The following is a 23,703-nucleotide window of genomic DNA, read 5'->3' as shown; positions in this document are numbered from 1 at the left end:
GTGTGGACAAGCCGCCGGACGGTGCTCGGGAGGGGAGAGTGGTGGGGTGCAGATCGTTCGTCAGCTTGGTCGGTTGTTGCTGCCCGTCGCCTGTCCGTGCGGCGAGCTCGACGTGCGCTGGTGCGCGCGGTGCGCCGCCCTCCTGGCCGGCCCGCCCGTGCGGGCCGAGCAGGGCGCGCCCCGGCTGGACCGGCTCGACGGCGTCCCGCCCGTACCCGTGTGGGCGCTCACGCCGTACGCCGGGCCGGTGCGGGACGTCGTCGTGCACTGGAAGGACCGGGGGCGGGCCGACCTCGACCACCTGCTGGGGCCGGCACTCCGGCGGGCCGCCGCCCGCCTCGGCCCGGCTCTCTCGCGAGCGGCCCACGGCTCTCCCGGCGACGCGCCGCTCGCCGTCGTACCGGTACCGTCGACCGGTGCCGCACGGCGGGCCCGGAGCCGCGAGCCCGTCGCCGTCCTGGCCCGGGCGGTGGCCGTCGGCCTGCACGACGCCGGGATCCCCGCGCGCGTGGTTCCCGCGCTCGCCCGCCGCGGTTCCGGACGGGACCAGGTAGGCCTCGGCGCCCGGGCCCGCGGACGCAACCTCACGGGCGCCGTCCGCATGACGAGACGTGGAGGCCGGTCCCTCGGACAAAGATCCGTATGCATTCTTGTGGACGACGTCCTGACGACGGGGGCCACCCTGGCCGCCGCCGAACGGACGCTGGAACGGCACGGGCACGACGTGCTCGGAGCAACTGTGCTGGCAGCGACCCCGCCTCCCCGTACGAGCGGCCAGGACGGCACGGCGAGCCCGCGTCGGACATGGGCTGAAGTCTGATCAGAACCTGAATGTCTGCCAGATTTCAGTCACAGCGTTCACTAAATGTTGGGGCTGTCGTTACCCAGGCGACGGAGTTAGCCTGAACATTCCACGCCAGACCCGTCCCGGCGACGACGACGGGGCAGACGCGACGGGAGGTGGTTCGTGCCCGGCACCGGCAGCAGCAGGTGCCAAGACCAGTCCAGCAGAGACGGGCACGCGCCGCCGGCAAGGGACGGCGTGGCCCAGAGTTCCCGGAGCGGAGTTACGCACATGGAAATTGTCGTTGTCGGCAGGCACACGGACGTGGCAGACCGGTTTCGCCAGCACGTGGAGGAGAAGCTCGCCAAGGTCGAGCTCCTGTCTCCCTACGTACGCCGGGTGGACGTGGAAGTCACGCACGAGAACAACCCGCGACTGTCCGAGAATCGGGAACGTGTCGAGCTCACACTGCGCGCGAAGGGTCCGGTGATCCGCGCGGAAGCCGCAGCGGACGACCGCTTCGGCGCCCTGGACCTCGCCATCGACAAGCTCAACGAGCGGCTGCGCCGCGCGCGCGACCGGCGCAAGGACCACCGGAACAACAAGGTGCTCGCTCCCGTGGACGTCCGCCCCCTCGACGAGATCCTGACCGACGAGGGCAGCGGGGCCGCCAACGCACCCGAACCGCAGATCTCGACCCCGGCAGCGCTGTCCGCGCCGGGCGACTCCGTGGAGACGACCATCGGCGACTCGCCCGTGGTGATCCGGCAGAAGCTCCACCACGCCGACCCGATGACGCTCGACGACGCGGTCTACGAGATGGAGATGGTGGGCCACGACTTCTACCTGTTCATCGACAAGGAGACGTCGCGCCCGTCGGTGCTCTACAAGCGCAAGGGCTGGTCGTTCGGTGTGATCCAGCTCGACAACCCGTGCGGCGCGGCCCCGGTCACCGACCTGAACTGACCGGCCTCGATCCGTGAGGTAGAGCGCCTGTCCGAGCTTCGCCTGGTGGTCACCAGGGAAGCTCGGAAAGGCGCTCTACTTCGCGGATCGAGAGGCGGGTCAGCCTGGGTAGGTCACGAGGTCGACGTCCTCGGCGAACGGCTGCCAGACGCCGGTCTCCTCGTGCTCCAGGTGGCCGCCCTCGGTGACCACCAGCATCCCCTGGTCGGTGACCCCTGCCGCGAGCTGCTCGACGTCGGTGAGCCCCGGCAGCTGCCGGGCCGCTCCGCCGGTGCCGGCCAGCCCGCCCACGCCCGCGGTCCAGACGCCGGTCACGCCCTCCTGGTCCCTGGTCAGCAGCGCCAGCGTCGTGATCCCGGCCCAGCGAGCCTCGGCGATGTCGTCGACCGACGCGGCGACCGAGAGCGGCGCCGCGAGGTCCATCGGGGTGCCGTCGCTGTCGCGCACGATGCCCGCCACCTGCACCAGCGTGCCCGACGGCGCCTCGCTCACGATCGCGACGCGCGAGCCCTCCGGCGCCACCGAGACGCTGATCACGGTGCGCCCACCCAGCCATTCCGGCTTCAGGGTGACCTCTTCCAGGCCGGAGTCGTGCTCGGGGGCCACGCGCAGCTTCCCAGCGCTTCCGCTGGTCCACGTGTTCCCGAACTTGTCGACGGACGGCGCAGCAAGGTCCGCGCCCTCGAACAACGACACCGGGCCGTCCTCAGCGGTGACGTCCCAGATCTGGTCGTCGCCGTCCCGTACCACTATGGGCTTCGCCCCGGGCCGCACGGCGAGCGCCGTCGGGTCCATGCCGGACAGGTCGACGGACTCTTCCGCGTCGTGGCCCCAGGGCTCGAGCGCGCCGTCGGACACGAGGTAGAGGTCGTGGCCCTTCAGCGCCATCGGCTCGGTGAGCGTGACCGGCAGGTCGACGTCGGCCGCGTCGACGGAGAGCCGGTTCTGCCCGCTGTACATATCGACGGGCACGACCCGGCCAGCACCCTCGGAGAGGGTCGCCGAGAGCTGCGCCGCGATCACCGCGCGCTGGTCGGCGGGAGCGTCGCTGATCTGCTCGGTGAGCCGTACCGCGACCGCCTCCTCGCCGTCCGTGTCCCGGACCGACGGTGAGGCGAGCTGCGTGCCCTCGGGCACCAGGGACTGGGTCGCTCCCTGCAGCCACTCGGGTGGCCCGGCGAGCGTCTGCTCCACCGCGACGGTGCGCCAGGAGCGGCGGGCGAACCAGCGGAGGTCGGGGACAAGGCTCGTCATGTCGCCCTCGGCCGGGAAGAACAGGCGAGTCGCGCGGTACTGGTTCGCGAACAGGTTCGCGGGTACGAGCACGCCGTCGTCGAGCGCGGAGATGCGCCACTGTCCGCCGGTCCGCACGAGGGTGAACCGGTAGCCGAGCTCGCGCGGGTCGCCCACCTCCGTGTACGCGCCGGCGCTGTCGAGGGTCGCGATGGTCGTCGCGCGCACGACGACCTCGACGGTGTCGTCGCCCTCGACCTCCACGCCACGTTCGAACGGCTGGGGCACCGGCGGCTCGCGGACCACCCGCACCGCCGCCTCGGGGTCCCACTTGACCGCGACGTCGTCGGTCAGGAACTCTCGGGCGGTCTGGAACTCGTTGGGGGACGTCGTCGCGGCCACCACCGCACCCAGGAAGCCGGACACGATGCCCTGCGGGTCCGCGTCGGAGATCGGGCCCTGCGGCACTATCGCGATGTCGGCCTGCGGCTCGACCTCCGCGTTGCCCACCCGCACGGGCCCGGACGTCGGGATCTGGGCGCAGGCCCCCAGCGCGCCCACGCTGGACAGCGCGACGACGGCGACGACGACGGCGGTCGCGGCTCTGCGCATCAGTGCACCTCTACGTCGGTCGTAGCGGGCCGGCCCGCGGGGTCCGCTGCGACGGAGCCGGCGTCGGCATCGCCCGGATCGGCATCGCCCGAATGAGCATCGCCCGAATGAGCATCGCCGGAATGGGCATCGCCGGAATGGGCATCGCCCGAATGAGCATCGCTCGGATCGGACAGGTCCGGGATCGCCGTCGGCGTCGGCCCGGTCGGCGGGCGCACCACGGGGATCTGGCCCGTGCGGACCCCCGGCTCGTGCGACGCGGGCGCCATGGTGATCGGCGGCTCGACCACCTGGACGCCGGCGCTGCGCGGCAGCGTGAGCCGGAAGCTCGCGCCCTGCCCGGGCCGGCCCCACGCGTCGAGGCGCCCGGCGTGCAGGTGCGCGTCCTCGAGCGCGATCGCCAGCCCCAGGCCGGAGCCTCCGGTGGTGCGGGCGCGCGCCGGGTCGGCCCGCCAGAAGCGGTCGAACACGTGCTCGACCTCCTGCTTCGTCATCCCGACGCCGTAGTCGCGCACGACGACGGCGACCGCGCGGTCGTCCTCGGCGACGGTCACCTCGACGGGCCGCTCCTCGGCGTGCTCGATCGCGTTGACCACGAGGTTGCGCAGGATGCGCTCGATGCGGCGCGGGTCGAAGTCGGCCGCCGCGTCGGCGTCGGGCAGGCGCACCGAGACGCGGACGTCCTTCGTCTCCGCGAGCGGGGCGGCCTGCTCCACGACCGACATGACGACGTCACGCAGATCGCGGCGCTCGGCGTCGAGCACCGCGGCGCCGGCGTCGAACCGGCTGATCTCCAGCAGGTCCGCCAGCAGCGACTCGAACCGGTCGATCTGGCCGAGCAGCAGCTCGGCCGAGCGAGCGGTGTCCGCGTCCATCTGGTCGCGGGACTCGTGGATGATCTCGCTGGCCATGCGGATGGTGGTCAGCGGAGTGCGCAGCTCGTGCGACACGTCGGAGACGAACCGGCGCTGCATCGCGGACAGCTCCTCCATGCGCCGGATCTGGTCCTGCAGGCTCTCGGCCATCTCGTTGAAGGAGCGCGCGAGGCTCGCCATCTCGTCGGTGCCCCGGGCGCCCGGCATGCGCTCGGACAGGTGCCCCTCGGCGAGGCGCTCGGCGACGGTCGCGGCCCGCGTCACGGGCGTCACCGTCTGCCGCGCCATGGTCCAGGTGACGACGCCGAGCAGCGCCAGCATCCCGAAGCCGCCCGCGAGCAGCACGCGGTGCACGAACGACAGGGTCTCCTGCTCGGGCTGCAAGGAGTAGAGGTAGTAGATCTCGTACTTGGCGTCGGGCGAGGCCTGGACCGTGGAGCCCACGATCACGCCCGGGCTGACGATGCCCGGGTCGTCGCGCGACGGGATGCCCACCGCCTGCAGCACCTGGTCGTCCTCGGACGCGAGGTTCGCCTCGCGCAGCTCGTCGGAGATCAGCACCTCCGTCAGGTCCGGCCGGGTGGTGACGTCGTTCACCTGGGACGTCGTGCCGAGCTCGTGCATGAGGAAGTACTCCTCCGCCGTGGAACCGCTCGTGACCCCCAGCGTCGAGATCGTGTCCAGCAGGAGGGTCTGCAGCTCACCGTTCGACGTCGTCGCCGTCTCGGAGAAGTTCTGCGACACCTGCGCGGTCAGCGCCGCCGCCTCGTTGTCGATCGACGCGAGCCGCTGGTCGTAGATGCCGTCCCGGACCGACGTCGACAGGTACAGCCCCAGCACGGCGATCGCCGCGAAGCCGATGGCGAGCGCGGTGGTCACGACGCGCAGCTGCAGCGAGGCGCGCCACTGGGCGATCCCCCGGCGGGTGGACCGCACAGAGACCACCCGTGCCCGGGACCCCACCCGGCGCAGCCGTGCGACCAGGCCGTGCGGCATCAGCGTGTCGCGCCCGCCTTGTAACCGACGCCGCGCACCGTCAGGACGATCTCCGGGTTCTCCGGGTCACGCTCGATCTTGGAACGCAGGCGCTGGACGTGGACATTGACCAGGCGCGTGTCGGCGCTGTGCCGGTAGCCCCAGACCCGCTCCAGCAGCACCTCGCGCGTGAACACCTGCCACGGCTTGCGGGCCAGCGCCACGAGCAGGTCGAACTCCAGCGGGGTGAGCGCTATGCGCTCGCCGTCGCGCATGACGGTGTGGCCGGTGACGTCGATCTCGACGTCGCCCACCACGAGGCGCTCCGGGCCCGGGTCCTCGCTGCGGCGCATGCGGGCCTTGATCCGGGCCACCAGCTCCTTGGGCTTGAACGGCTTGGACACGTAGTCGTCGGCGCCGGACTCCAGGCCCACCACGACGTCGAGCGTGTCCGACTTGGCCGTCAGCATGATGATCGGCACGCCGGACTCGGCGCGGATCTCGCGGCAGACCTGTACGCCGTCCTTGCCCGGCAGCATCAGATCGAGCAGCACCAGGTCCGGCTGATGGGTGCGGAACATCCCCAGCGCCGAGTCGCCGTCGGCACAGAACACGGTCTCGATCCCCTCGCCCTTGAGGACGATGCCGATCATTTCGGCAAGTGCTGTGTCGTCGTCGACGACGAGAACTCGTACCTTCATGCCCTCCAGTGTGCCAGGCTGGTCCAGGAAACCCGGCTGCACAGGCCGTGACCAGCCATCTTCACCCCGGTTGGCAGGCCGTCGTGCGCCGGCCGACCCCGCCACCGGGCGGGGGACAACCCCCGTTCAAGAGGGCGGTCGGCACCCTGTCGCGGGCAGCACGCCAGGGGCGATCCTGGCAGCATGACCACCATGACCGTCGAGCCGCGCGCGGCCGGCCCCGCCGCCCGGGGCCCCACGGCCCGCCCGAGCTTCCTCACGGCCCCGTTCGCGACCCGCACCTGGCGCGAGCAGGGCTACCTGGCCCTCGTGCTCCTGCTCGCCCCGTTCGCCTTCGGCTACGCGGTCTTCACCGTGAGCCTCACCGCCGTCGTCGCCGTCACGGTGGTCGGGCTGTTCGTGTCCGGCACCGTCCTGCTCGGCGGGCGCGGATGGGGCAGCGCCTACCGCGGCCTCGCCCGCGACCTGCTCGACGTCGACGTCCCGGTCCCCGCCCCGTACACGCGGCCGCGCGGGTTCTGGCGCACCGTCGGCTCCCTGCTCGGCGACGCCACGGCGTGGCGCGCGCTGCTCTTCATGTTCGTCACGTTCCCGCTGACGCTGCTGTCCTTCGTCACGAGCGTCGTGTTCCTCGTCGTCGGTCTGGGCGCCATCACCTACGGGATCTGGTACCGGTTCCTCCCGCCGCAGCTCGGGACCGGCGGCGAGATGCACGTCGGCGCGCAGCTCGGCCCCTCCTACTACGTGGACACACCCCCGCGCATCGCGCTCGCCGCGCTGGCCGGCGTGCTGGTGTTCTTCTGCTGGCCGTGGCTCCTGCGGATGTTCACGCTGCTCTTCCGCGCGCTGACGGTCGCCCTGCTGAGCCCCACCCGGGCGAGCCTGCGCGTCGCCGAGCTGGAGCGCTCCCGCACCGGCGCGGTCGACGACGCCGACGCCCGCCTGCGCAGCATCGAGCGCGACCTGCACGACGGCACGCAGGCCCGTCTGGTCGCCGTCGCCATGCAGCTCGGCGAGGCACGCGAGCACCTGGCCGACGGCGGCGACGTGGCCCAGGCCGCCGAGCTCGTCGACACCGCCCACGCCTCGACCAAGGACGCGCTCACGGAGCTGCGCGAGCTGGCCCGCGGCATCCACCCGCCGGCCCTCGACAGCGGCCTCACCGTCGCGCTCGAGACCCTCGCCGCACGGTCGGCGCTGCCCGTCACCGTGGACGTGGACCCGGGCGTGGAGGCGGGCGGCCGCCTCGCCTCGGCACTCGAGTCGATCGCGTACTTCACAGTCGCCGAGCTGGTCACCAACGCCGCCAAGCACGCCCGCGCGACCGGCGTCTACGTGCTGGTCGAACGGGTGGACACCACCCGCTCCGGCCGCGGCACGGTCAGGATCCGGGTGCGGGACGACGGCCGCGGCGGCGCGCGGGTCGTGCCGCCGGACGGCTCGGGCCTGCGCTCCGGCCTGGCCGGGCTGGCCGAGCGGGTGCGCTCCGTCGACGGCACGTTGGACCTGTCCAGCCCCGCCGGCGGGCCTACGGTGGTGTCCGTGACCCTGCCGACGACCAGCCCCTCGGGCCGCGCATGACCGGGCCGAACGATCCGCCGTCCGACCTCCGCGTGCTGCTCGCCGAGGACTCAGCGATCCTCCGGGACGGCCTCGCCGCGCTCCTGACCCGGCGCGGCCACGCCGTGACCACCGTCGAGGACGGTGACGCCCTGGAGGACGAGGTCGCCCGGCTGGTGCGCGAGGAGTCGCTGCCCGACGTCGTCGTCGCGGACATCCGCATGCCGCCCAGCTTCACCGACGAGGGGCTGCGGGCCGTGCTCAGCCTGCGGTCCCGGCACCCGGACCTGCCCGTGCTGCTGTTCTCACAGTACGTGGAGACCCGGTACGCGAGCCGGCTGCTGGCCGGCGACGCGCGCGGCGTCGGGTACCTGCTCAAGGACCGGGTGGCCGACGTGCGGGACTTCGTCGACGCGCTCGGGCGCGTGGCGCGCGGCGCGACCGTGCTGGACCCCGAGGTGGTCTCGCAGCTCATGGGCTCCGCCCGGCAGGACGACGACCTGGAGCGCCTCTCGGCCCGGGAGCGCGAGGTGCTGGGGTTGATGGCGCAGGGCCGGTCGAACGGCGCGATCGCCGAGCTGCTGCACCTGTCGTACGGGGCCGTCGAGAAGAACGTGGCGGCCATCTTCACCAAGCTCGACCTGCCGCAGGACGCCGCGGACCACCGCCGGGTCCTGGCCGTGCTGCGGCACCTCGGGGTGTGACTTGTCCGCCGAGGCCCCACGTGGGGACCCCTCCCCACGGATCTTGGCTACCCTCTCCCTCGATCGCCAATAGATCGGATAAACCGGTCAAAAGTGACAGGGGAGATTGCATGGGCAGAACTCAGAGGTCGCGCCTGGTGGCAATGGCAGCCACCGTGACCGTCATCGCGACGGCGACCTATGTCCCGGCGGCCTGGGGCGCAGGCGACGGCGGAGCGTCGGCTGATACGGCCAAGGTGGCCGACGCCGCAGCGGCGGAAGCCGCCGACAGCGAGATCGTGTCGACCGTCGCGCCGGTGCTGAAGCCGAACGGCACCTCGTCGCGCACGTACTCGACGAACGAGATGCGGCAGATCGAGACGGAGGGCGGAGACCCCGCCGTGCTGGAGTACTGGACGCCGGAGCGGATGGCCGCGGCCAAGCCGCTGGACGCCCCCGGGGACCCCGCGCTCGTGAAGAGGATGGCGCAGGACCTCGCGGCAGACCTCGCTGCGGGCTCGACGGCGGGCCCAGCGAGCACCCTGCCGAGCAGCCCGGCAGGCGACTTGGCCGAGGGCGGCACGACGGTCACCCGCCCGGTGGGTCCCGAGGAGTCCGACGGCGCGGCGACCAACTCGATCAACCGGTGGCCGATCACCGTGGGCAAGCTGTTCATCGGCGGGTACGGGAGCGGGAGCTACTGCTCGGCCTCGGCGCTCAACACCAAGTCCAAGCGGGTGGTCATCACCGCCGGGCACTGCGTGCACAGCGGGCGGGGCGGTAGCTGGCGCAGCAACCTGGTCTTCGTGCCGAGGTTCAACGGCGAGGCGGAGAACAAGACGCCGTACGGGACGTTCCAGGCTCGCACGCTGCACACCTTCAGGACCTGGATCGAGAAGGGCGGCACGAACCAGGGCTGGTACCGCGACGTCGGGATGATCACGACGTACGCGAACGGGCGGGGCCAGCGCGTGGTCAGCGCGGTCGGCGGCAACGGGCTGAAGATCGACCAGTACTACCGCTGGCCCACGACGACGTTCGGCTACCCGTACAACCTGGACGACGGCCAGGTGATGTGGGGCTGCCAGGACATGACGCGCAAGAGCGGCGTCGCGCCGCGCACCTCGCTGATCAGCGGGTGCAACTTCGGCGAGGGTTCCTCCGGCGGACCCTGGGTGTGGCACTACAGCGACCGCACCCGCCTGGGATATGTCCGGGGCGTCACCTCGTACGGGACCCCGCAGAACCGCTCCATCGGGTCCCCGCACTTCGACAGCGCCGTCCGCCGGCTCGCGGTGTCGACCAACGGCTGACCTGAGTCAGGTTCGATCCGCGAAGTAGAGCGCCTGTCCGGCTCTCCCTGGTGACACCAGGAAGACCCGGACAGGCGCTCTACTTCGCGGATCGAACCTTCGGGCGTCAGAGCCGGCCCGCCGCCTTCAGGGCCAGGTACTCGTCCGCCAGGCGTGGGGCCAGGTTGTCCGGCAGGGCCTCCACGACGTCGGCGCCGTAGCGGCGCAGCATCGTGGTGACGGCGGTGCGCTCCAGGTCGCCGCGCGCGGCGGCCGCGGCGTCGTACACCTCGGCGACCGTGTCGCGGCCGGCGCGCAGCCCCGCCACCTCCTCGTCCGCGACGGAGGCGACGACGACCGTATGGTCGCGGGCGAGCTGGTCCACGACGGGCAGCAGGCCGTTCTCCACAGCCGCCGGGTCAAGGGTCGTGAGCAGCACCACGAGCGCGCGCTGCGTCATGCGGGTCCGCACCTGCGTCACCACGCCGGGCCAGTCGGTCTCCAGCAGCACCGGTTCCACGGTCGCCAGCGACTCGGCCATGGCGGGCATGAGCCGAGGCCCGGCCGCGCCGGCCACGCGGGAACGCACGGTGCGGTCGAACGCCACGAGCTCGACCCGGTCGCCCGCGTGCCCGGCCAGTGCCGCGAGCAGCAGCGCCGCCTCGATGCTGGCGTCCAGGCGGGGCGCGCCCGTCGAGTCCGCGGCGCCCACCCGGGCCGCGGACGTGCGGCCCGTGTCCAGGACGATGAGCACCCGCCGGTCGCGCTCGGGGCGCCAGGTGCGCACCACCACCTCGCGGCGGCGGGCGGTGGCGCGCCAGTCGATCGAGCGGACGTCGTCGCCCACCACGTACTCGCGCAGCGAGTCGAACTCCGTGCCCTCGCCGCGGATCTGCACCGCCGCGCGGCCGTCCATCTCCCGCAGCCGCGCCAGCCGCGAGGGCAGGTGCTTGCGGCTCGCGAACTCCGGCAGCACGCGCAGGCGCCCGGGCACCGGCAGCGTGACCTGGCGGCCCGCCAGGCCCAGTGGGCCCACGCTGCGGATCGTCACGCCGCCCGCCGCGCGGTCGCCGCGCCGCGTCGGCACGAGGGTCGTGGGCAGGCGCGCGGCCTCGCCATCGGGCAGGTTCACGTGGTGGCGCCCCGATCCGCCCGACGCCGGGCGTACCCGCTCACCGCTCCCCCGCCCCGGACCCGCGCCGGCCGACGGCCCCCACGCGTCCCGGACCACGGCGCGCAGCCGCCGTCCGGACACGTTGCGGACCACCAGCTCGCTGGTGGCCTCCGAGCGCAGCCGGACCGAGCCCGGCACCCGCCGCTGCACGCCCACCCGACGCGGCGACGCGGCCAGCACGATGTCCACCACGCACGCGAGGACCACCACGGTCGCCCACACCAGCACCGTGCCGTTCGCCGGCAGGAGCAGCACGGGCACCACGCCGAGCCCCATCAGGGCGGCGGCCCGCCACGTCACGACCATCGGGCGCCCTGGGTCTCGACGAGCGGTTCCTGAGCCTGTCGAAGGGCGATCACCGGAAAGGCAGGCACGACCACCGTCGTCACCGCGGTACCGGCACGGAGGCCAGCACCGTGTCCAGCACGCCCTCGGCGGTGACGCCCTCGAGCTCGGCCTCGGCGCGCAGCTGCACGCGGTGCCGGAGCGTCGGGTGGGCGAGCGCCTTGATGTCGTCGGGCGTCACGAACGAGCGTCCCGACAGCCAGGCCCAGGCCCGGGCCGTGCGCAGCAGCGCGGTCGCGCCACGCGGCGAGACGCCGAGCGACAGCGACGGCGAGAAGCGGGTGGCGCGGCAGACGTCGACGGCGTAGCCGAGCACCTCGCGGGACACCTGGACGCGGGCGACCTCGGCGCGGGCACGCTCCAAGATCGTGGCGTCGGCCACGGGCGTGACGCCGGCGGCCGCGAGGTTGCGCGGGTCGAAGCCCGCTGCGTGCCGGGCCAGGACCTCGACCTCCTGCTCGCGCTCGGGCATCGGGAGCACGAGCTTGAGCAGGAACCGGTCGAGCTGGGCCTCGGGCAGCGAGTAGGTGCCCTCGTACTCGACGGGGTTCTGGGTCGCGATCACCAGGAACGGGTCGGGCAGCGGGCGGGGCTTGCCGTCCACCGACACCTGCCGCTCCTCCATCGCCTCCAGCAGCGACGCCTGGGTCTTGGGGGGCGTGCGGTTGATCTCGTCCGCCAGCACCAGGTTCGTGAACACGGGGCCCTCGCGGAACGAGAACTCGGCGGTGCGCGCGTCGTAGACGAGCGAGCCCGTCACGTCGCCCGGCATGAGGTCGGGCGTGAACTGGATGCGCTTGGTGTCCAGCTTCAGGGCCGCCGCCAGGGTGCGGACCAGGAGGGTCTTCGCCACGCCCGGCACGCCCTCCAGGAGCACGTGCCCCTGGCAGAGCAGGGCGATGAGCAGGCTGGTCACGGCCGCGTCCTGCCCGACGACGGCCTTGCCCACCTCCGTACGGACCGCCGCCAGGGCGGAGCGCAGCTCCTGCGACGGGGCAGGCGGCTCGGGCGCTGCCTGCGGCTCGGGCGCTGCCTGCGGCGCGGGCGTCTGCTCAGCGGACGCCTGCTCGGCCGGCGCCTGCTCGGCCCGCACCTGCTCGGCGGGCTGCGGCATGGGCGTCTCCACGGCCTGCTGCGGGGCGGGCTGGTTCGGGAAGGCTGGTTCGGTCACGGTCGGTGGACCTCGCTCTCCAGGATGTCGAGTCGGCGCGCGAGCTCGGCGAGCGCGGCGTCGTCAGCGGGGGGTGGGCCGTAGAGCAGGTCTGCCACCTGCTGCGACGGGCGGTTGGTTGCGGCCACTACGGCATCGACCACGGTATTCGCATCGGAGGAGCGGGCCAGGCCGAGGCGGGAGGCGATCCGGTCGGCCGTCGACGCGCGCAGGCCCGCGGCGGCGTGCCCTCTCGCGCGGGCGGCCCGGTACAGGCGGGCGCGCCCCCTCGTCGCCTCGGCGGACCGGACGAGGACGGGCAGGTCCTCGACGACCAGCGGGCCCATGCGGCGCACCCGCCAGAACGCCAGCAGCACGGCGGCGAGCACGGCCACGAGGGCGACGGGGGCGGAGCCCGGCGGCATCAGCTCGTTCACCTGGCCGCGCTCGGCGGGCGTGGGCTCGTCGTCGCCGGTGCTGACGTCCATCGGGCTCGGCACCAGCCAGACCAGGTGCTCGTTCTGCCCCAGCATCCACAGCGCGAGCGCCGCGTTGCCCTCCTGCAGGACCGAGTCGTTCCGGATCACCGCCGGGTCGCTGACCATCGTCACCGAGCGGTTCGGGAAGTCCAGGCGCGCGTAGGCGGCGGCGCCCGTGCCGTCGGGCCAGCACAGGACCGGGCGGACGTCGTCGCCGCCGGTGGACGTGTCGTAGAGGCCGGGCGTCAGCTCGACCGCGCCCGCCGCCTGGGCCGACGGGTCGTCGCACTGGGGCTGGACCGGGCCGCTCGACTCGCCGTACGTCGAGTCGACGGTGTCCCGGCTCACGCCCGCGACCAGACTGAAGTCGGGCTGGACCACCACGAGGTCGGCGCCCGTGCGGCTGAGCGACGAGATCTGGTCGTCGGCGAAGAACGCCGGGTTGGGCGTCACCAGGAGCGTGCTGTCCGGCCCGGCGGCGGCCACGGCGTCGGCCACCGTGGTCACGTGCGTGACGCGCACGCCCTGGTCCTTCAGCACCTCGGCCACGGCCATGGCGCCGCCCGCCTCCGGGTTGTCCGGGGCGTACGGGTCGGCCGACGTCGGCGTGCGCACCACCGCGAGGAACAGGACGAAGAGGGCGAGCACGACGAGCACCACGAACGGCCAGCGCATCCGGCGCCAGGTGCTGGCGGCGCGCGTCCGGCCGGTGGTGTCGTCACCGATGACGACCGGCGGCTCGTCGACCGGGCCGGACGGCGCCACCGAGACCGCAGCGGGCGGCGTGGGGGCGGGCAGGGTCGAGGCAGGCGACGCCGGGGCGGCGGGCGGCGGGGGCGAGGACCGCGCGGTCATGCGGCGACCTCGGGCCGGGCCGCGTTGACCTCGGCGTCGAGCGCGCGCAGGGCCGCGTCGTCCTCCGCGGTGGCCACCCGGTCGCCGTACTCGACGCCGTCGAACAGGTCGGCGCCCGAGCGCAGGCCTGCGGCCTGGGCCGGCAGGCGCTCACCGGCGTCGGCGGCGGCCTCCTGTGCCGTGCGGCCGGGTCGCGGCTCGATGATCACGCGTTCCTCCAGGGAGCGGACGACGGCTCGGAAGCGCTCGACGGCAGCGGTCCGCCACTCGCCCGAGGCCGCCGCCGCGTCGGCTGCCCGGCGCATCTGGGCGGCGGTACGGGCGTCGTCGGCGTCCAGGACCTCGGCGGAGCCCGCACGCTCGCGCCCGAGCCGCACCGGACCAGCCACCAGCCACGCGATCACGAGGACCACCACAGCGATCACCGCGATGACCGTGCCGAGCTGCGGGCCGGACATCGACGTGTCGGGCCACTCGATGTTGTTCAGCCAGTCCAGCGCCCAGTTGATCAGGCGCGTCAGCAGCGACTCGCGCTCCGCGTACTCGGACCCCTGCAGCTCGCTGCTGAGCCACTCGCGTGCGGTGTCCCGGTCCGGGACGACGGGTACGTCGAACCTCATGTCACTTGTCCGCCGCGGCCGAGGCCGCGGCCTGCAGCTGCACGTCCAGCCCCTCGCGTCGCATCCGGGTGTCGATGTAGAGCAGAGCCATGACGCCACCGAGGAACAGCACGCTCATGCCGCCGGTGATGACATAGGTGATCCCGTAGCTGACCGCGAGGCCCACGCCGCTCTCCAGCACCATGAACAGGCTCAGGAGGAGGCTCACCGGCACGGCGACGATCTGGCCGATGACGCTGAGGATGACCGAGGTGAGCAGGTAGATGCCGAGCACTCGCCAGAAAGTGCCGTGCGTCAGCCTCCAGGCGCGTCGGCACGTGGCCCAGAAGCCGCCGCCCTCGACGGCGAGCGCCGGCGGGATGAGGGTGACGCGGGTGAACGCCCATACGCCACCGACCACGAGCGCGACGAACAGCAGCAGCCCGACAATCACGCCGGTGGCCGCGTCCACGTAGACGACCAGGAGCGCGACGATCCCGGCGGCCAGCAGGTAGGCCACGAGCACGACGGCGGTGCTCAGGAGCGAGAAGCCGATCAGGAACCACCAGCGCTTGCCGGCGCGCTGCCAGGCCTCGGACACCGAGATCTTGCGCCCGATGACCGAGTCGCTGACGGAGATGGCCATGACGCCCATGGCGAGCGGGGTGGCGAGCGTGAGCAGCATGCCGGTGCCGAGCGCCGACCCGTAGGTCACGCCCAGCATGTCCTGCGTGAATCCGAGCCCTTCGAGCGCGGGGTCGTCCCCGATCTGGGCGAACAGGGACGCGAACAGGTCGGTGAACACCGTGGTGAGGGGGATGCTGATCAGGGTCCCGACCGCGACGGCGGCGACCACGATGATCGCCGTCAGTCCCAGCGTCACGCCCGGGTTGTGCCGGACGGCGCCGAACGCGCCGTCGTACAGCTCGCCCAGGGTGAGCGGGCGCAGCGGGACGATGCCGGGCTTGTCGGCCGGGGGCCGGTAGCCGGACGTCTGCGAGGAGTACGGGGAGTACTGCCCGTACTGGCTCTGGCCGTACTGCCCGCCCGCCGGGCCGCCCTGCGGCGTCCCGTACTGCGGTGTGCCCTGCGGCTGGCCGGCCGCCGGCTGCCCGGGCGCGGGCGGCGCCGCCGGGTCGTACCCGGGCGCGTACTGCCCGTACCGCGGCGGCTCGCCCCAGCCGGCGGGCTGGGACCCTCCGGGCTGCGGGGGCGTCGGCTGCGCCGGCTGGTCGGGTGCGCTCTCGGGCGTCGTCATGGGGCGTGCTCCGGATGTCGTCTCAAGTCGTGCCTGCCCGGCAACCCTAGTACGGGAGGCTGACAACGAGCCGCGATATTCATCCCGCGGCGGCCGCCGCGCGCAACCGTCACCCAGCCGTGACCACCGTGGCGCCCGCCTCGTGCTCGGCGAGGTCACCGGTGGCGCCGGCGCGGACCGCCCGGCGGCCCAGGACGTACACGTAGGTCCAGAACCCGGCGAGCACGATCGCGCCGATCACGATCTTGAGCCACCAGTACAGCTCGGACCCGGTGACGAAGCCCTCCACGAGGCCGGAGACGCCGAGCGCCACCGCGAGGCCGATGACCGTCGTGATCAGGGCGCGGCCCTCGGCGGCCATGGCGACCGAGCGCTTGCGGTGGCCCGGGTCGATCAGGGTCCAGAAGAGCCGCAGGCCCGCCGCGCCCGCCACGAAGATGCACGTCAGCTCCAGCAGGCCGTGCGGCGCGATGAGCGTGAGGAACAGGTCGAGCTCGTCGTGGGCGGCCATCATGCCGCCGGTGGCGCCGACCTGCACCGCGTTCTGCCAGAGCACCATCAGGGGGAAGAAGCCGGTGATCCCGCCGCCGACAGCCTGGGCGGCGATCCACGCGTTGTTCGTCCACACGACCGCGGCGAACCCGATGCCCGGGTCGTAGTAGGACGCGAACGCGTTGTTCACGTAGTCCTCCTGCGCGGAGGGCGTCATCAGCGAGTTCATCGCATCGGCGTCGCCGGCGATGTAAACGCCGGCGATTATCGCGATGAGCAGGCAGGCCGCGGTCACCGCGTGCGACCACCACCGGATCCGGTAGAACGCCGCGGGCAGCGACACGACCGCGAACCGCACGACCTCGCGCCAGGCGGGCTCGTGCGTGCCGGCGATGCGGGTGCGCGCGCGGTTCAGGACGTCGGACAGGCGGGTGACCAGCGCCGGGTCCGGAGCAGCCGACCGGACCGTCGACAGGTGCGTGGCCACCGACTGGTACAGCCGGACCAGCTCGTCGGACTCGGCGCCGTCCAGACGGCGCCGGGACGAGAGCTCCTTGAGGCGGTCCCACTCTGCGGCGTGCACGGCGGTGAAGGCGTCGATGTCCACGGCGGTAGTCTGCCGCACAGGAGTTACGGAGTGATCCCCAAGGCCCCGCACCCGACCGGAGGAACCGTGCAGGACGGCATAGTCATCGGCGAGGGCGTGGTGCTGGACGCGCGCCCGGCGTCGTTCATCACGCGCGCCATGGGCGCCATGCTGGACTTCCTGATCATCGGCGCCGTCATCGTGACCGCGCTGGTCGTGGGCGGCGTCTGGTTCCTCGACAACGCCGCGCTGGGCGAGGACATCGCCCTGGTGGTCTACGTGGTCGCGACCGTCGTGGTCATGGTGGGCGTACCCGTCACCGTCGAGACGCTGTCCCGCGGCCGGTCGGTCGGCAAGCTCGCCTGCGGCATCCGCGTGGTGCGCGACGACGGCGGCCCGGTCCGGTTCCGGCATGCGCTGGTCCGGGCCCTGGTCGGGGTGATCGAGCTGTGGCTCACGTTCGGCGGCATCGCGGCCGTCGCGTCGCTGGCCAATGCGAAGGGCAAGCGCCTCGGGGACATCGCGGCGGGCACCTACGCGGTGCGGGTGCGGGGCGGCAGGCCGCCGTCGGCCCCGGTGGTGATGCCCCAGGCCCTGGCCTCGTGGGCGCACACCGCCGACATGCGGCGCCTGCCCGACGGGCTGGCGCTGGCCGCACGGCAGCTCCTCGGCCGCGCCGCACGTCTCGCGCCGGAGTCCCGGGCGCGGCTCGCCGACGACCTCGCCGGCCGCATCGAGCCCTACGTTGCCCCCGGGCCGCCGCCGGGTACGCACCCCGAGGCGTTCCTGCACGCCGTCCTCGCCGAGCGGCGCGAGCGCGAGCTCGGCGCCGGCCGGCGGGAGCGCAAGCGGGCCGAGGAACAGGCCGAGCTGCTGCACCGCCTCCCGTTCGCCGTGGCGGACCCGCCCCGCTGAGCGCGCCGACCCCGCGGCCCCGTCCGCGTCAGCGTCCCCGTCAGGTGCGGACCTGGTCCCACGCGCGCATCAGGCCGCGCGAGCGCAGCGCGTACGAGCAGCGCAGCAGCCCGGCCTGCACAGCCCGGCGCAGCCGGGCCGACGTCGGGCGCTCGACGCAGTAGTGGATCGCCACGGCCAGGACCAGGCTGAGCGCGCCGGCCGTGAAGAGCGCGACGGTGCGGGTGGTCTCGGGGGCGAGCAGGTCGATCACGGCGTACCCGAACTGCGTGTGCACCAGGTACACGGGGTAGGTCAGGGCGCCGACCGTGCCGAGCACCGCCGCCACCCGCCGGGGCGGGGCGGTCCTGCCGCGCAGCGTCGTCGCCCAGACGGCGGCGACGCTGGCCAGCATGATCAGCACCGCGATGACCGGGTCCACCCGGACGCCCTGCAGGTCGGACGCGCGGCCGGAGGCCTCCAGCACCCGCAGGACGCACAGGCCCAGGCCTCCGGCGAGCAGCGTGCTCGTGATGAGGTCGAACCCGTCGCGGTAGGCGAGGAACAGCAGCATGCCGACAGCGAAGTACGGCGCGTAGTCCGGCACCAGCAGGTCGGCCAGCCAGTGGGCGCCGAGCTCCTGGGCGGCCCAGCCGGCAAGCGGCCAGACGGTGGCGAAGGCCAGGACCCGGTTGCGCGTCAGCGGGCCCAGCGCCAGCACCACGAACACGAGCAGGTAGAACTTGAGCTCCACCAGCAGGGTCCAGAACACCACCTGGACCCCCGTGACCTGGAACAGGTCCTGCACCATCGTGAGGTTGACGAGGGTCTCGGTCAGCGTCGTCCGGCGTCCGCCCGACCACACCTGCTGCAGGCCCGCCGTCAGCACTATGCACGCCCAGTACGCCGGGAACAGCCGGCCCACCCGGGAGGCGACGAACCCCGCGATCCCCCGGCCGTCGGCGCTGAGCAGGATCACGAACCCCGAGATCATGAAGAACAGCTCGACGCCGAGCCAGCCGTATCGGGTGACCTCGTTGAGCAGCGGGAACGCCTGCACGGGGTCGGTTCCCCAGTAGCTGGTCGCCGACGAGGTCGCCGTGAAGTGGTAGAGCAGCACCGCCGCCGCGGCGGTGAAGCGCAGGCCGTCCATCGCCACGAGCCGACCGGAAGTCTTCCGGGCCGGATCGCCCGTGGTCGTGGAGGTCGCCTCGGGCACGTTGGGCGAGATGTCAGGACGAGTCATCGCCGCCGACCCTAGATCACGGAACGATAACGGTCAAAAATCACCTTACCAAAGGTGGCAGAAGCGCGTCCGTCGAGGGATCAGCGTGGTAGGGCTTCCGGTTCCGCAGTCCGGGCAGCGCCGACCGTCCGGAGCGCTCCGGCCGACCGGGCCCGGTCGACGGCGTCGTCGTACAGGTCGAGCATGCGGCGGGCGTGCGTCTGCGGCGCGAACTCGGCGCGCGCCTGCTCCGTCGCCCGGGACGCGGCCACCACCCGGTCGGGATGCTCGACGAGGTCCACCAGCGCGGCGGTGATCTCCGCCTCGGCAGCCGGCACCTGGATTCCCGGCCCGGACAGCCCCTCGCTGAGCGCGGGGTCGCAGTAGACGACGCCGCGCCCGGCCGCGACCGCCTCGACGATGGTCATCGGCTGGTTGTCGAAGCCGTACGAGGTCAGCGCCACCAGGTGCGCCTGCGCGAGGAGCTCCGGGATCCGGTCGTGGTCCTGCCTGCCGAGCAGGTCGATCTCGGCGTCCGCCGCGATCTGCCGCGCCTCGGCGAGCTGGCTCCCGTCGCCGACGACGACGCCGTGCAGCCGGCCCGGCCCGAGCGTGCGCTGCGCGGCGACGAGCGCCCGGACGAAGGGCAGGATCCGCTTCTCCGGCTCGCACCGACCGATCCAGATGATCCGCAGCGGGCCCTCGACCCGGTCGAGCACCCGCGCCGCGCGCTCCGACGCCGCGCCCGGCGCAGTGCCCAACGCCGTGCCCGGCGCCCTGACCGTGTTCGGCACCACCGCCACCCGGTCGAGCCCGGCGGCGCGGAGCCGTTCGGCCTGGTGGGCCGACGGCGAGACCACCTGGTCGGCCCGCCGGGCGACGCCGAGGGTCATGTTGCGCAGCGCGCTGTCCGCCGCCCGGTCGGCCAGGTCGGCCCGCGTCGGGCGCCAGCCGGTGATCGCGCGGTGGAAGGCGCGGACGAGGGCGGCGACGAGGCGCTGCGGCCGGAGCGACGTCTGCCAGAAGAACGTGTGCACCGTGTGGACCACCGGGAGACCCATCTCTCCCGCGACGGCGATCGCACCGGCCGCCACGCCGAACTCGGAATGGAGCTGGACCACCTCGGTCCGGTGCTCGGCGAAGACCGCGGCCAGCACGCGCCGCACCCGCGCCGAGTTCATGACCACCGGCAGTTCCAGGCCGGGCAGCACCCACCGGGCCGGGACCTGCGCATAGGTCACACCCTCGCCGAGCCCCGCCCGCGCCGCGGCAGCGGCCGACGACGGCGCGACCATCACCACGTCGGCCCCGGCGTCGGTCAGCGCCGCGACCTGCTCGACCAGGGCGGTCTGGGCGCCGCCGAGATAGTCCAGCGCGTAGTCGCACACCACCGCGACGCGCCGGGCGGCGGGTGGGGCAGCGGGTGGGGCAGCGGGTGGGGCAGCGGGTGGGGCAGCGGGCCCGGCGGCGGGCTGCGCAGTCACGGGCACAGGCTCGGGCGGTCGCACGATGCTCACGCGGCGACCGGCGCCCCGCTCATCACCTTCTCGTAGAGCGCCTCGAAGATGCCAAGGGTCGCGCCCATCGTGTGCGCCTCGATCAGCTCGCGCCCGGCGGTGCCGTACCGCTCGCGCAGGGGCACGTCGGTCAGCAGCGTCCGGAGGTGCCCGGCCAGGCCGTCGACGTCGCCGGGCGTGAACAGCTCGCCGTTGGTGCCCGGCCGCACCAGGTGCGGCAGGGCCATCGCGTCGGCAGCCACCACGGGCAGCCCCGCCGCCATCGCCTCCATGGTCACGATGCTCTGCAGCTCGGAGACCCCGGGCATGCAGAACAGGTCGGCCGTCGCGTAGGCGGCCAGGAGCTCGTCGTCGGACACGCGGCCGCGGAAACGCACCCGCTGGGTCACGCCGAGCTTGTCCGCGAGCGCCTCCCAGGTCCCGCGGTACGCGCCGTCGCCGACCACCTCGAGGCGGCCGCGCACGTCGGGGGCGATCCGGGCGAACGCGCGGATCAGCTCGTCGACCCGCTTCTCCTGGTCGAGCCTGCCGACGAACAGCACCGTCGGCTCGTACAGCGTGTCGGGCCCGCCGGGCGTGCCCCGGCGGGCGACGACCGCGGCCCGCGCCTGCTCGTACGCGGTGGCGTCGATGCCGTTGGACACCGGGAACGCGGCGGTCAGCCCCGCCCGGCGGTTGATCAGGTCGACGGCGCGCGGGGTCGGCGCGGTGACGGCGTCGGCCTTGGAGTAGACGCGGCCGAGGTCGCGGTACATCCACTCGGCGAACGCCGCGCGCAGCGGCCCGAACAGCGGCAGGTAGCCCACGATGTTCTCCGGCATGAGGTGGTTCGTCGCGACCACCGGCACGTCGGCCCGCAGCGCGGACTGCACGACGGCCCGGCCGAGCAGCATGTGCCCGTTCGTGTGGACGACGTCGGGCTGCACCCGCGCGAACACCTTCTTCACCTCGGGCGACGTCTCCCACGGCAGGGACACGCGCATGGCGTCCAGCCCGGGCATGCGCCGGGACGCCATGCGGTGGACGACGACGCCGTCCCGCACCTCGGTGCCGGCGCGCCCGGTGGGCGAGGGCGCCAGGACGTGCACGTCGTGCCCGCGCGCGGCCAGCCCGGCGGAGAGCCGGTCCGCGAAGCGCGCTGCGCCGTTGACGTCGGGGGCGAACGTGTCGGCGGCGACGAGGATCCGGAGCATGTTCACTGTAGGGACTCCCATGATTCCGCCCCGGGCGGGGCTGGTTCTGGACAATTGTCTTGTTCAGGCTTCAGGCGAACAGGGTCGACAGCTCAAAAGGAGATCGTCCGGGTCAGGCCCGGACGGCGACGGAGCCTTCCCGCTCGGCACGGGCGGCCACCGCGTCGGGGTGGTGGTGGGCAAGAGTGAGGACGCCGACGGTCGCCGTGAGGGCCGCGGCGCCGAGCAGCACCCAGGCGCCGACCGGCGTCGTCGACCCTTCGCCGAGCAGCACCGCGCCGAGCACCACGGCCACGATCGGGTCGGCGACGGTCAGGCAGGCGATGACGATCTCCGGGGCGCCCGCGTGGTAGGCATGCTGCACGAGCCAGGCGCCGGCGGCGAAGGCGACGAGCGCTCCGGCCGCGCAGCCCAGCACGAGCGGCGACAGGATCCCCGTGTCGGCGGCCGCCTGGGCGGCGACCCGGACGAGCGCGGAGAGCAGGCCGTACGCCGCCGCGACGGCGCTGGCCAGGGCGAGGCAGCGCAGCGGTCCGCGGCCGTGCCGCGCCAGCCCGGCCGCGCCGAGCACGACGACGAGCGCCGCGACGACCAGCCCGGCTGTAAGCGTCGCCCTGGCCGACGGCGTGTGGGTGGTGGCTGAGCCGGCCGACGCCACGACGAACACCGCGACGCCCCCGACGGTCAGGGCCGCGCCGAGCAGCACACCGGCGGAGGGCCTGCGGCGCGCCTTGGCGGCCGACAGCAGCACGGCCAGCGGGACGGCGAGCACGCCGACCGGCTGCACCACCCGCAGCGGGGCCATGAGCAGGGCGACGCCGTTGACTATCGACCCGATCGCGGCGAGGCCCGCGCCCTGGAGCCAGCGCCTTCTCCGGACGATCGCCAGGAGGTGCCGCGGGCTCAGCGGGCGCGTCCCGGCGGGCTCGACGAGCTGCCCCGTCTCGTCGGCCCTGCCGACATCATCGGGGTGCTCCGTGGTCGTCACGGCGTGATGCTGAAGCACCGAGGCCACCGCGAAACACACGGCGCCGATCAGCGTCAGGCCGATGGCGAGGATGGTCATGGGCTCCATCTTGACTGTCTCAGCACTCGCCAACCATAGGGGTCTCCCCCTATTCATCAGGGGTTCACCCCCGACCTTTTCGTGGGGTTCACCCCCACCTTGTCCCGTAGTTCCCGGAAGGTCGGGTGATGGTGCCTGTTTCAGGGTTCCCAGTGGTTAGGCTCGCGACAATGGCACGCCAATCGCTCCCCTCGCCGTACACGGCGCTGGTCTCCGGTACTCCCGTGACCCGCGCGCAGGTCGCCCTGCGCGGCGGCACCACGCACCTGTGGCGGTACGGGTCCGACGACGACGCCGCCGACCAGCTGGTCATGCTGCACGGATTCCGGGGCGACCACCACGGGCTCGAGCCGATAGTGGCCCACCTGCTCCGCGAGCGCCCGGACCTCCGGATCACGGTGCCCGACCTACCCGGGTTCGGGGCGTCCCCCCCGCTGCCGGACGGAGGGCACGACGTCCCCGGCTACGCCGCCTGGGCGCGCGACCTCTTGGGGGAGGTGGCCCCGGGCGGGGCCGCGGCGCTGGCGGGACACTCGTTCGGGTCGGTGGTCGCGGCGGCGACCCTCTCCGGGGCCGCGTCCGCCGGGTCGGAGACCGACGGAACCCCCGCGGCTCCGCTCGCGCGCGCCCTCGTGCTGATCAACCCCATCCCCCGGCCCCCGCTGTCGGGCCGCGGCCGGATGGGGGTCGGCGCCACCGCCGTCGTGCACGACCTGGCCGGTGCGCTGCCCGAGGCGACCGGCACCACCTTGCTCAGGCACGCCGCGCTGACCCGCATCGCGAGCGTCGCGATGGTCCGTACGCCGGACCGGGCGCTGCGCCGCTGGATCCACGAGGAGCACGACCGGTATTTCGCCGGGTTCGGAACGCGGCGGTCGCTGCTGGAGGCGTTCCGCGCCTCGATCACAGGCAGCGTCCGGGAGTGGGCGGCGGGCATCGACGTGCCCAGCCTGCTGGTCGGCGGCGCGCGGGACGATCTCGCCCCGGCGTCCGACCAGCAGGACCTGGTGGCCCTGTTCGACGACGCGCGGCTCGTGCTGGTCCCCGGCGTCGGGCACCTGACCCACTACGAGACGCCCGGCGCAGTGGCGACCGAGGTAGCCGCCTTCCTGGACGACCACGCCGCGGCCTCCGCGGCCGCCTGATCGCTCCGGTGGTCGAGCTTGTCGAGACCTGGTCTCGACAAGCT

Annotated in this window: 20 protein-coding genes; 7 read left to right on the top strand and 13 right to left on the bottom strand. The window is 73.4% G+C overall.

Annotated features, from left to right (window positions below):
• Positions 1-46 precede the first annotated feature (46 nt).
• The gene (locus ACFT2C_RS11400; RefSeq protein ID WP_377207165.1) at positions 47-820 is read left to right on the top strand and encodes a ComF family protein; all 774 of its coding nucleotides are present in this window, start codon (positions 47-49) and stop codon (positions 818-820) included.
• 255 nt (positions 821-1,075) lie between these two features.
• Positions 1,076-1,750: a ribosome hibernation-promoting factor, HPF/YfiA family gene (hpf, locus tag ACFT2C_RS11395; protein ID WP_377207164.1), complete on the top strand. Its 675-nt coding sequence runs from the start codon at positions 1,076-1,078 to the stop codon at positions 1,748-1,750.
• 99 nt (positions 1,751-1,849) lie between these two features.
• Here hpf and ACFT2C_RS11390 read toward each other — a convergent pair whose 3' ends face one another.
• From ACFT2C_RS11390 to mtrA, 3 genes are read right to left on the bottom strand one after another with little or no spacing between them, the layout of a single operon-like run.
• Positions 1,850-3,595 (bottom strand): LpqB family beta-propeller domain-containing protein, encoded by a 1,746-nt coding sequence (locus ACFT2C_RS11390; protein WP_377207163.1) that lies wholly within the window; start codon positions 3,593-3,595, stop codon positions 1,850-1,852.
• Positions 3,595-5,406 (bottom strand): MtrAB system histidine kinase MtrB, encoded by a 1,812-nt coding sequence (mtrB, locus tag ACFT2C_RS11385; protein WP_377207162.1) that lies wholly within the window; start codon positions 5,404-5,406, stop codon positions 3,595-3,597. Before mtrB ends, ACFT2C_RS11390 begins: the two co-directional genes overlap by 1 nt.
• A gap of 59 nt (positions 5,407-5,465) precedes the next feature.
• Positions 5,466-6,146, bottom strand: a complete 681-nt coding sequence (mtrA, locus tag ACFT2C_RS11380; protein ID WP_129786616.1) for an MtrAB system response regulator MtrA — start codon at positions 6,144-6,146, stop codon at positions 5,466-5,468.
• A 183-nt stretch (positions 6,147-6,329) separates the two neighbouring features.
• Here mtrA and ACFT2C_RS11375 point away from each other — a divergent pair, with 183 nt between their 5' ends.
• From ACFT2C_RS11375 to ACFT2C_RS11365, 3 genes are all read left to right on the top strand, one after another.
• Positions 6,330-7,727 carry a sensor histidine kinase gene (locus ACFT2C_RS11375; protein WP_377207161.1) on the top strand — a complete coding sequence of 466 codons (1,398 nt, stop codon included), beginning with the start codon at positions 6,330-6,332 and terminating at the stop codon, positions 7,725-7,727.
• Positions 7,724-8,410, top strand: coding sequence for a response regulator (locus tag ACFT2C_RS11370; protein ID WP_377207160.1), 687 nt, complete (start codon positions 7,724-7,726; stop codon positions 8,408-8,410). The genes ACFT2C_RS11375 and ACFT2C_RS11370 overlap by 4 nt, the downstream gene beginning before the upstream one ends.
• Positions 8,411-8,520: 110 nt before the next feature.
• On the top strand, positions 8,521-9,702 hold the full coding sequence (locus ACFT2C_RS11365) for a trypsin-like serine peptidase (protein ID WP_377207159.1): 1,182 nt from the start codon (positions 8,521-8,523) through the stop codon (positions 9,700-9,702).
• Between the two features lie 106 nt (positions 9,703-9,808).
• On the opposite strand, the gene ACFT2C_RS11360 is transcribed toward ACFT2C_RS11365, so the two are convergent.
• The 6 genes from ACFT2C_RS11360 to ACFT2C_RS11335 form a co-directional block, all read right to left on the bottom strand.
• A complete protein-coding gene (locus tag ACFT2C_RS11360; RefSeq protein ID WP_377207158.1) occupies positions 9,809-11,161 on the bottom strand; it encodes a DUF58 domain-containing protein in 1,353 nt (450 codons plus the stop codon).
• A gap of 79 nt (positions 11,162-11,240) precedes the next feature.
• A complete protein-coding gene (locus tag ACFT2C_RS11355; protein ID WP_377207224.1) occupies positions 11,241-12,314 on the bottom strand; it encodes an AAA family ATPase in 1,074 nt (357 codons plus the stop codon).
• 53 nt (positions 12,315-12,367) lie between these two features.
• On the bottom strand, positions 12,368-13,684 hold the full coding sequence (locus ACFT2C_RS11350) for a DUF4350 domain-containing protein (RefSeq protein WP_377207157.1): 1,317 nt from the start codon (positions 13,682-13,684) through the stop codon (positions 12,368-12,370).
• Complete coding sequence (locus tag ACFT2C_RS11345) at positions 13,681-14,304, bottom strand: DUF4129 domain-containing protein (RefSeq protein WP_377207156.1); 624 nt, start codon at positions 14,302-14,304, stop codon at positions 13,681-13,683. The genes ACFT2C_RS11350 and ACFT2C_RS11345 overlap by 4 nt, the downstream gene beginning before the upstream one ends.
• 1 nt (position 14,305) lies before the next feature.
• The gene (locus tag ACFT2C_RS11340) at positions 14,306-15,541 is read right to left on the bottom strand and encodes a hypothetical protein (protein WP_377207155.1); all 1,236 of its coding nucleotides are present in this window, start codon (positions 15,539-15,541) and stop codon (positions 14,306-14,308) included.
• Between the two features lie 109 nt (positions 15,542-15,650).
• Entirely contained in the window at positions 15,651-16,640 is a 990-nt protein-coding gene (locus ACFT2C_RS11335; RefSeq protein WP_377207154.1) for a stage II sporulation protein M, read from the bottom strand.
• A 66-nt stretch (positions 16,641-16,706) separates the two neighbouring features.
• On the opposite strand from ACFT2C_RS11335, the gene ACFT2C_RS11330 reads away from it, so the two are divergent.
• Positions 16,707-17,534: an RDD family protein gene (locus ACFT2C_RS11330; RefSeq protein WP_377207223.1), complete on the top strand. Its 828-nt coding sequence runs from the start codon at positions 16,707-16,709 to the stop codon at positions 17,532-17,534.
• Between the two features lie 40 nt (positions 17,535-17,574).
• On the opposite strand, the gene ACFT2C_RS11325 is transcribed toward ACFT2C_RS11330, so the two are convergent.
• From ACFT2C_RS11325 to ACFT2C_RS11310, 4 genes are all read right to left on the bottom strand, one after another.
• Entirely contained in the window at positions 17,575-18,759 is a 1,185-nt protein-coding gene (locus tag ACFT2C_RS11325; protein WP_377207153.1) for an acyltransferase family protein, read from the bottom strand.
• Positions 18,760-18,839: 80 nt separating this feature from the next.
• Positions 18,840-20,222: a glycosyltransferase family 4 protein gene (locus ACFT2C_RS11320; protein WP_377207152.1), complete on the bottom strand. Its 1,383-nt coding sequence runs from the start codon at positions 20,220-20,222 to the stop codon at positions 18,840-18,842.
• Positions 20,223-20,251: 29 nt separating this feature from the next.
• Positions 20,252-21,469, bottom strand: a complete 1,218-nt coding sequence (locus tag ACFT2C_RS11315; RefSeq protein WP_377207151.1) for a glycosyltransferase — start codon at positions 21,467-21,469, stop codon at positions 20,252-20,254.
• Between the two features lie 91 nt (positions 21,470-21,560).
• On the bottom strand, positions 21,561-22,514 hold the full coding sequence (locus tag ACFT2C_RS11310; protein ID WP_377207150.1) for a hypothetical protein: 954 nt from the start codon (positions 22,512-22,514) through the stop codon (positions 21,561-21,563).
• Between the two features lie 170 nt (positions 22,515-22,684).
• Here ACFT2C_RS11310 and ACFT2C_RS11305 point away from each other — a divergent pair, with 170 nt between their 5' ends.
• Positions 22,685-23,659: an alpha/beta fold hydrolase gene (locus ACFT2C_RS11305; RefSeq protein ID WP_377207149.1), complete on the top strand. Its 975-nt coding sequence runs from the start codon at positions 22,685-22,687 to the stop codon at positions 23,657-23,659.
• The last annotated feature ends 44 nt before the right edge of the window (positions 23,660-23,703 follow it).

The sequence above is a fragment of the Promicromonospora sp. NPDC057138 genome (assembly GCF_042670845.1).
Lineage (GTDB): Bacteria > Actinomycetota > Actinomycetes > Actinomycetales > Cellulomonadaceae > Promicromonospora.
The sequence above is the reverse complement of the archived record's forward strand: the minus strand, read 5'-3'. Positions and strand labels throughout refer to the sequence as shown.

Coding starts and splice junctions, on each gene's coding strand:
- ACFT2C_RS11375 (WP_377207161.1), top strand. CDS start 6,330: ATGACCACCATGACCGTCGAGCCGCGCGCGGCCGGCCCCGCCGCCCGG.
- hpf (WP_377207164.1), top strand. CDS start 1,076: ATGGAAATTGTCGTTGTCGGCAGGCACACGGACGTGGCAGACCGGTTT.
- mtrA (WP_129786616.1), bottom strand. CDS start 6,146: ATGAAGGTACGAGTTCTCGTCGTCGACGACGACACAGCACTTGCCGAA.
- ACFT2C_RS11345 (WP_377207156.1), bottom strand. CDS start 14,304: ATGAGGTTCGACGTACCCGTCGTCCCGGACCGGGACACCGCACGCGAG.
- ACFT2C_RS11360 (WP_377207158.1), bottom strand. CDS start 11,161: ATGGTCGTGACGTGGCGGGCCGCCGCCCTGATGGGGCTCGGCGTGGTG.
- ACFT2C_RS11305 (WP_377207149.1), top strand. CDS start 22,685: ATGGCACGCCAATCGCTCCCCTCGCCGTACACGGCGCTGGTCTCCGGT.
- ACFT2C_RS11340 (WP_377207155.1), bottom strand. CDS start 15,541: ATGACGACGCCCGAGAGCGCACCCGACCAGCCGGCGCAGCCGACGCCC.
- ACFT2C_RS11350 (WP_377207157.1), bottom strand. CDS start 13,684: ATGACCGCGCGGTCCTCGCCCCCGCCGCCCGCCGCCCCGGCGTCGCCT.
- ACFT2C_RS11315 (WP_377207151.1), bottom strand. CDS start 21,469: ATGGGAGTCCCTACAGTGAACATGCTCCGGATCCTCGTCGCCGCCGAC.
- ACFT2C_RS11365 (WP_377207159.1), top strand. CDS start 8,521: ATGGGCAGAACTCAGAGGTCGCGCCTGGTGGCAATGGCAGCCACCGTG.
- ACFT2C_RS11355 (WP_377207224.1), bottom strand. CDS start 12,314: ATGCCGCAGCCCGCCGAGCAGGTGCGGGCCGAGCAGGCGCCGGCCGAG.
- ACFT2C_RS11390 (WP_377207163.1), bottom strand. CDS start 3,595: ATGCGCAGAGCCGCGACCGCCGTCGTCGTCGCCGTCGTCGCGCTGTCC.
- ACFT2C_RS11325 (WP_377207153.1), bottom strand. CDS start 18,759: ATGACTCGTCCTGACATCTCGCCCAACGTGCCCGAGGCGACCTCCACG.
- ACFT2C_RS11310 (WP_377207150.1), bottom strand. CDS start 22,514: ATGACCATCCTCGCCATCGGCCTGACGCTGATCGGCGCCGTGTGTTTC.
- ACFT2C_RS11370 (WP_377207160.1), top strand. CDS start 7,724: ATGACCGGGCCGAACGATCCGCCGTCCGACCTCCGCGTGCTGCTCGCC.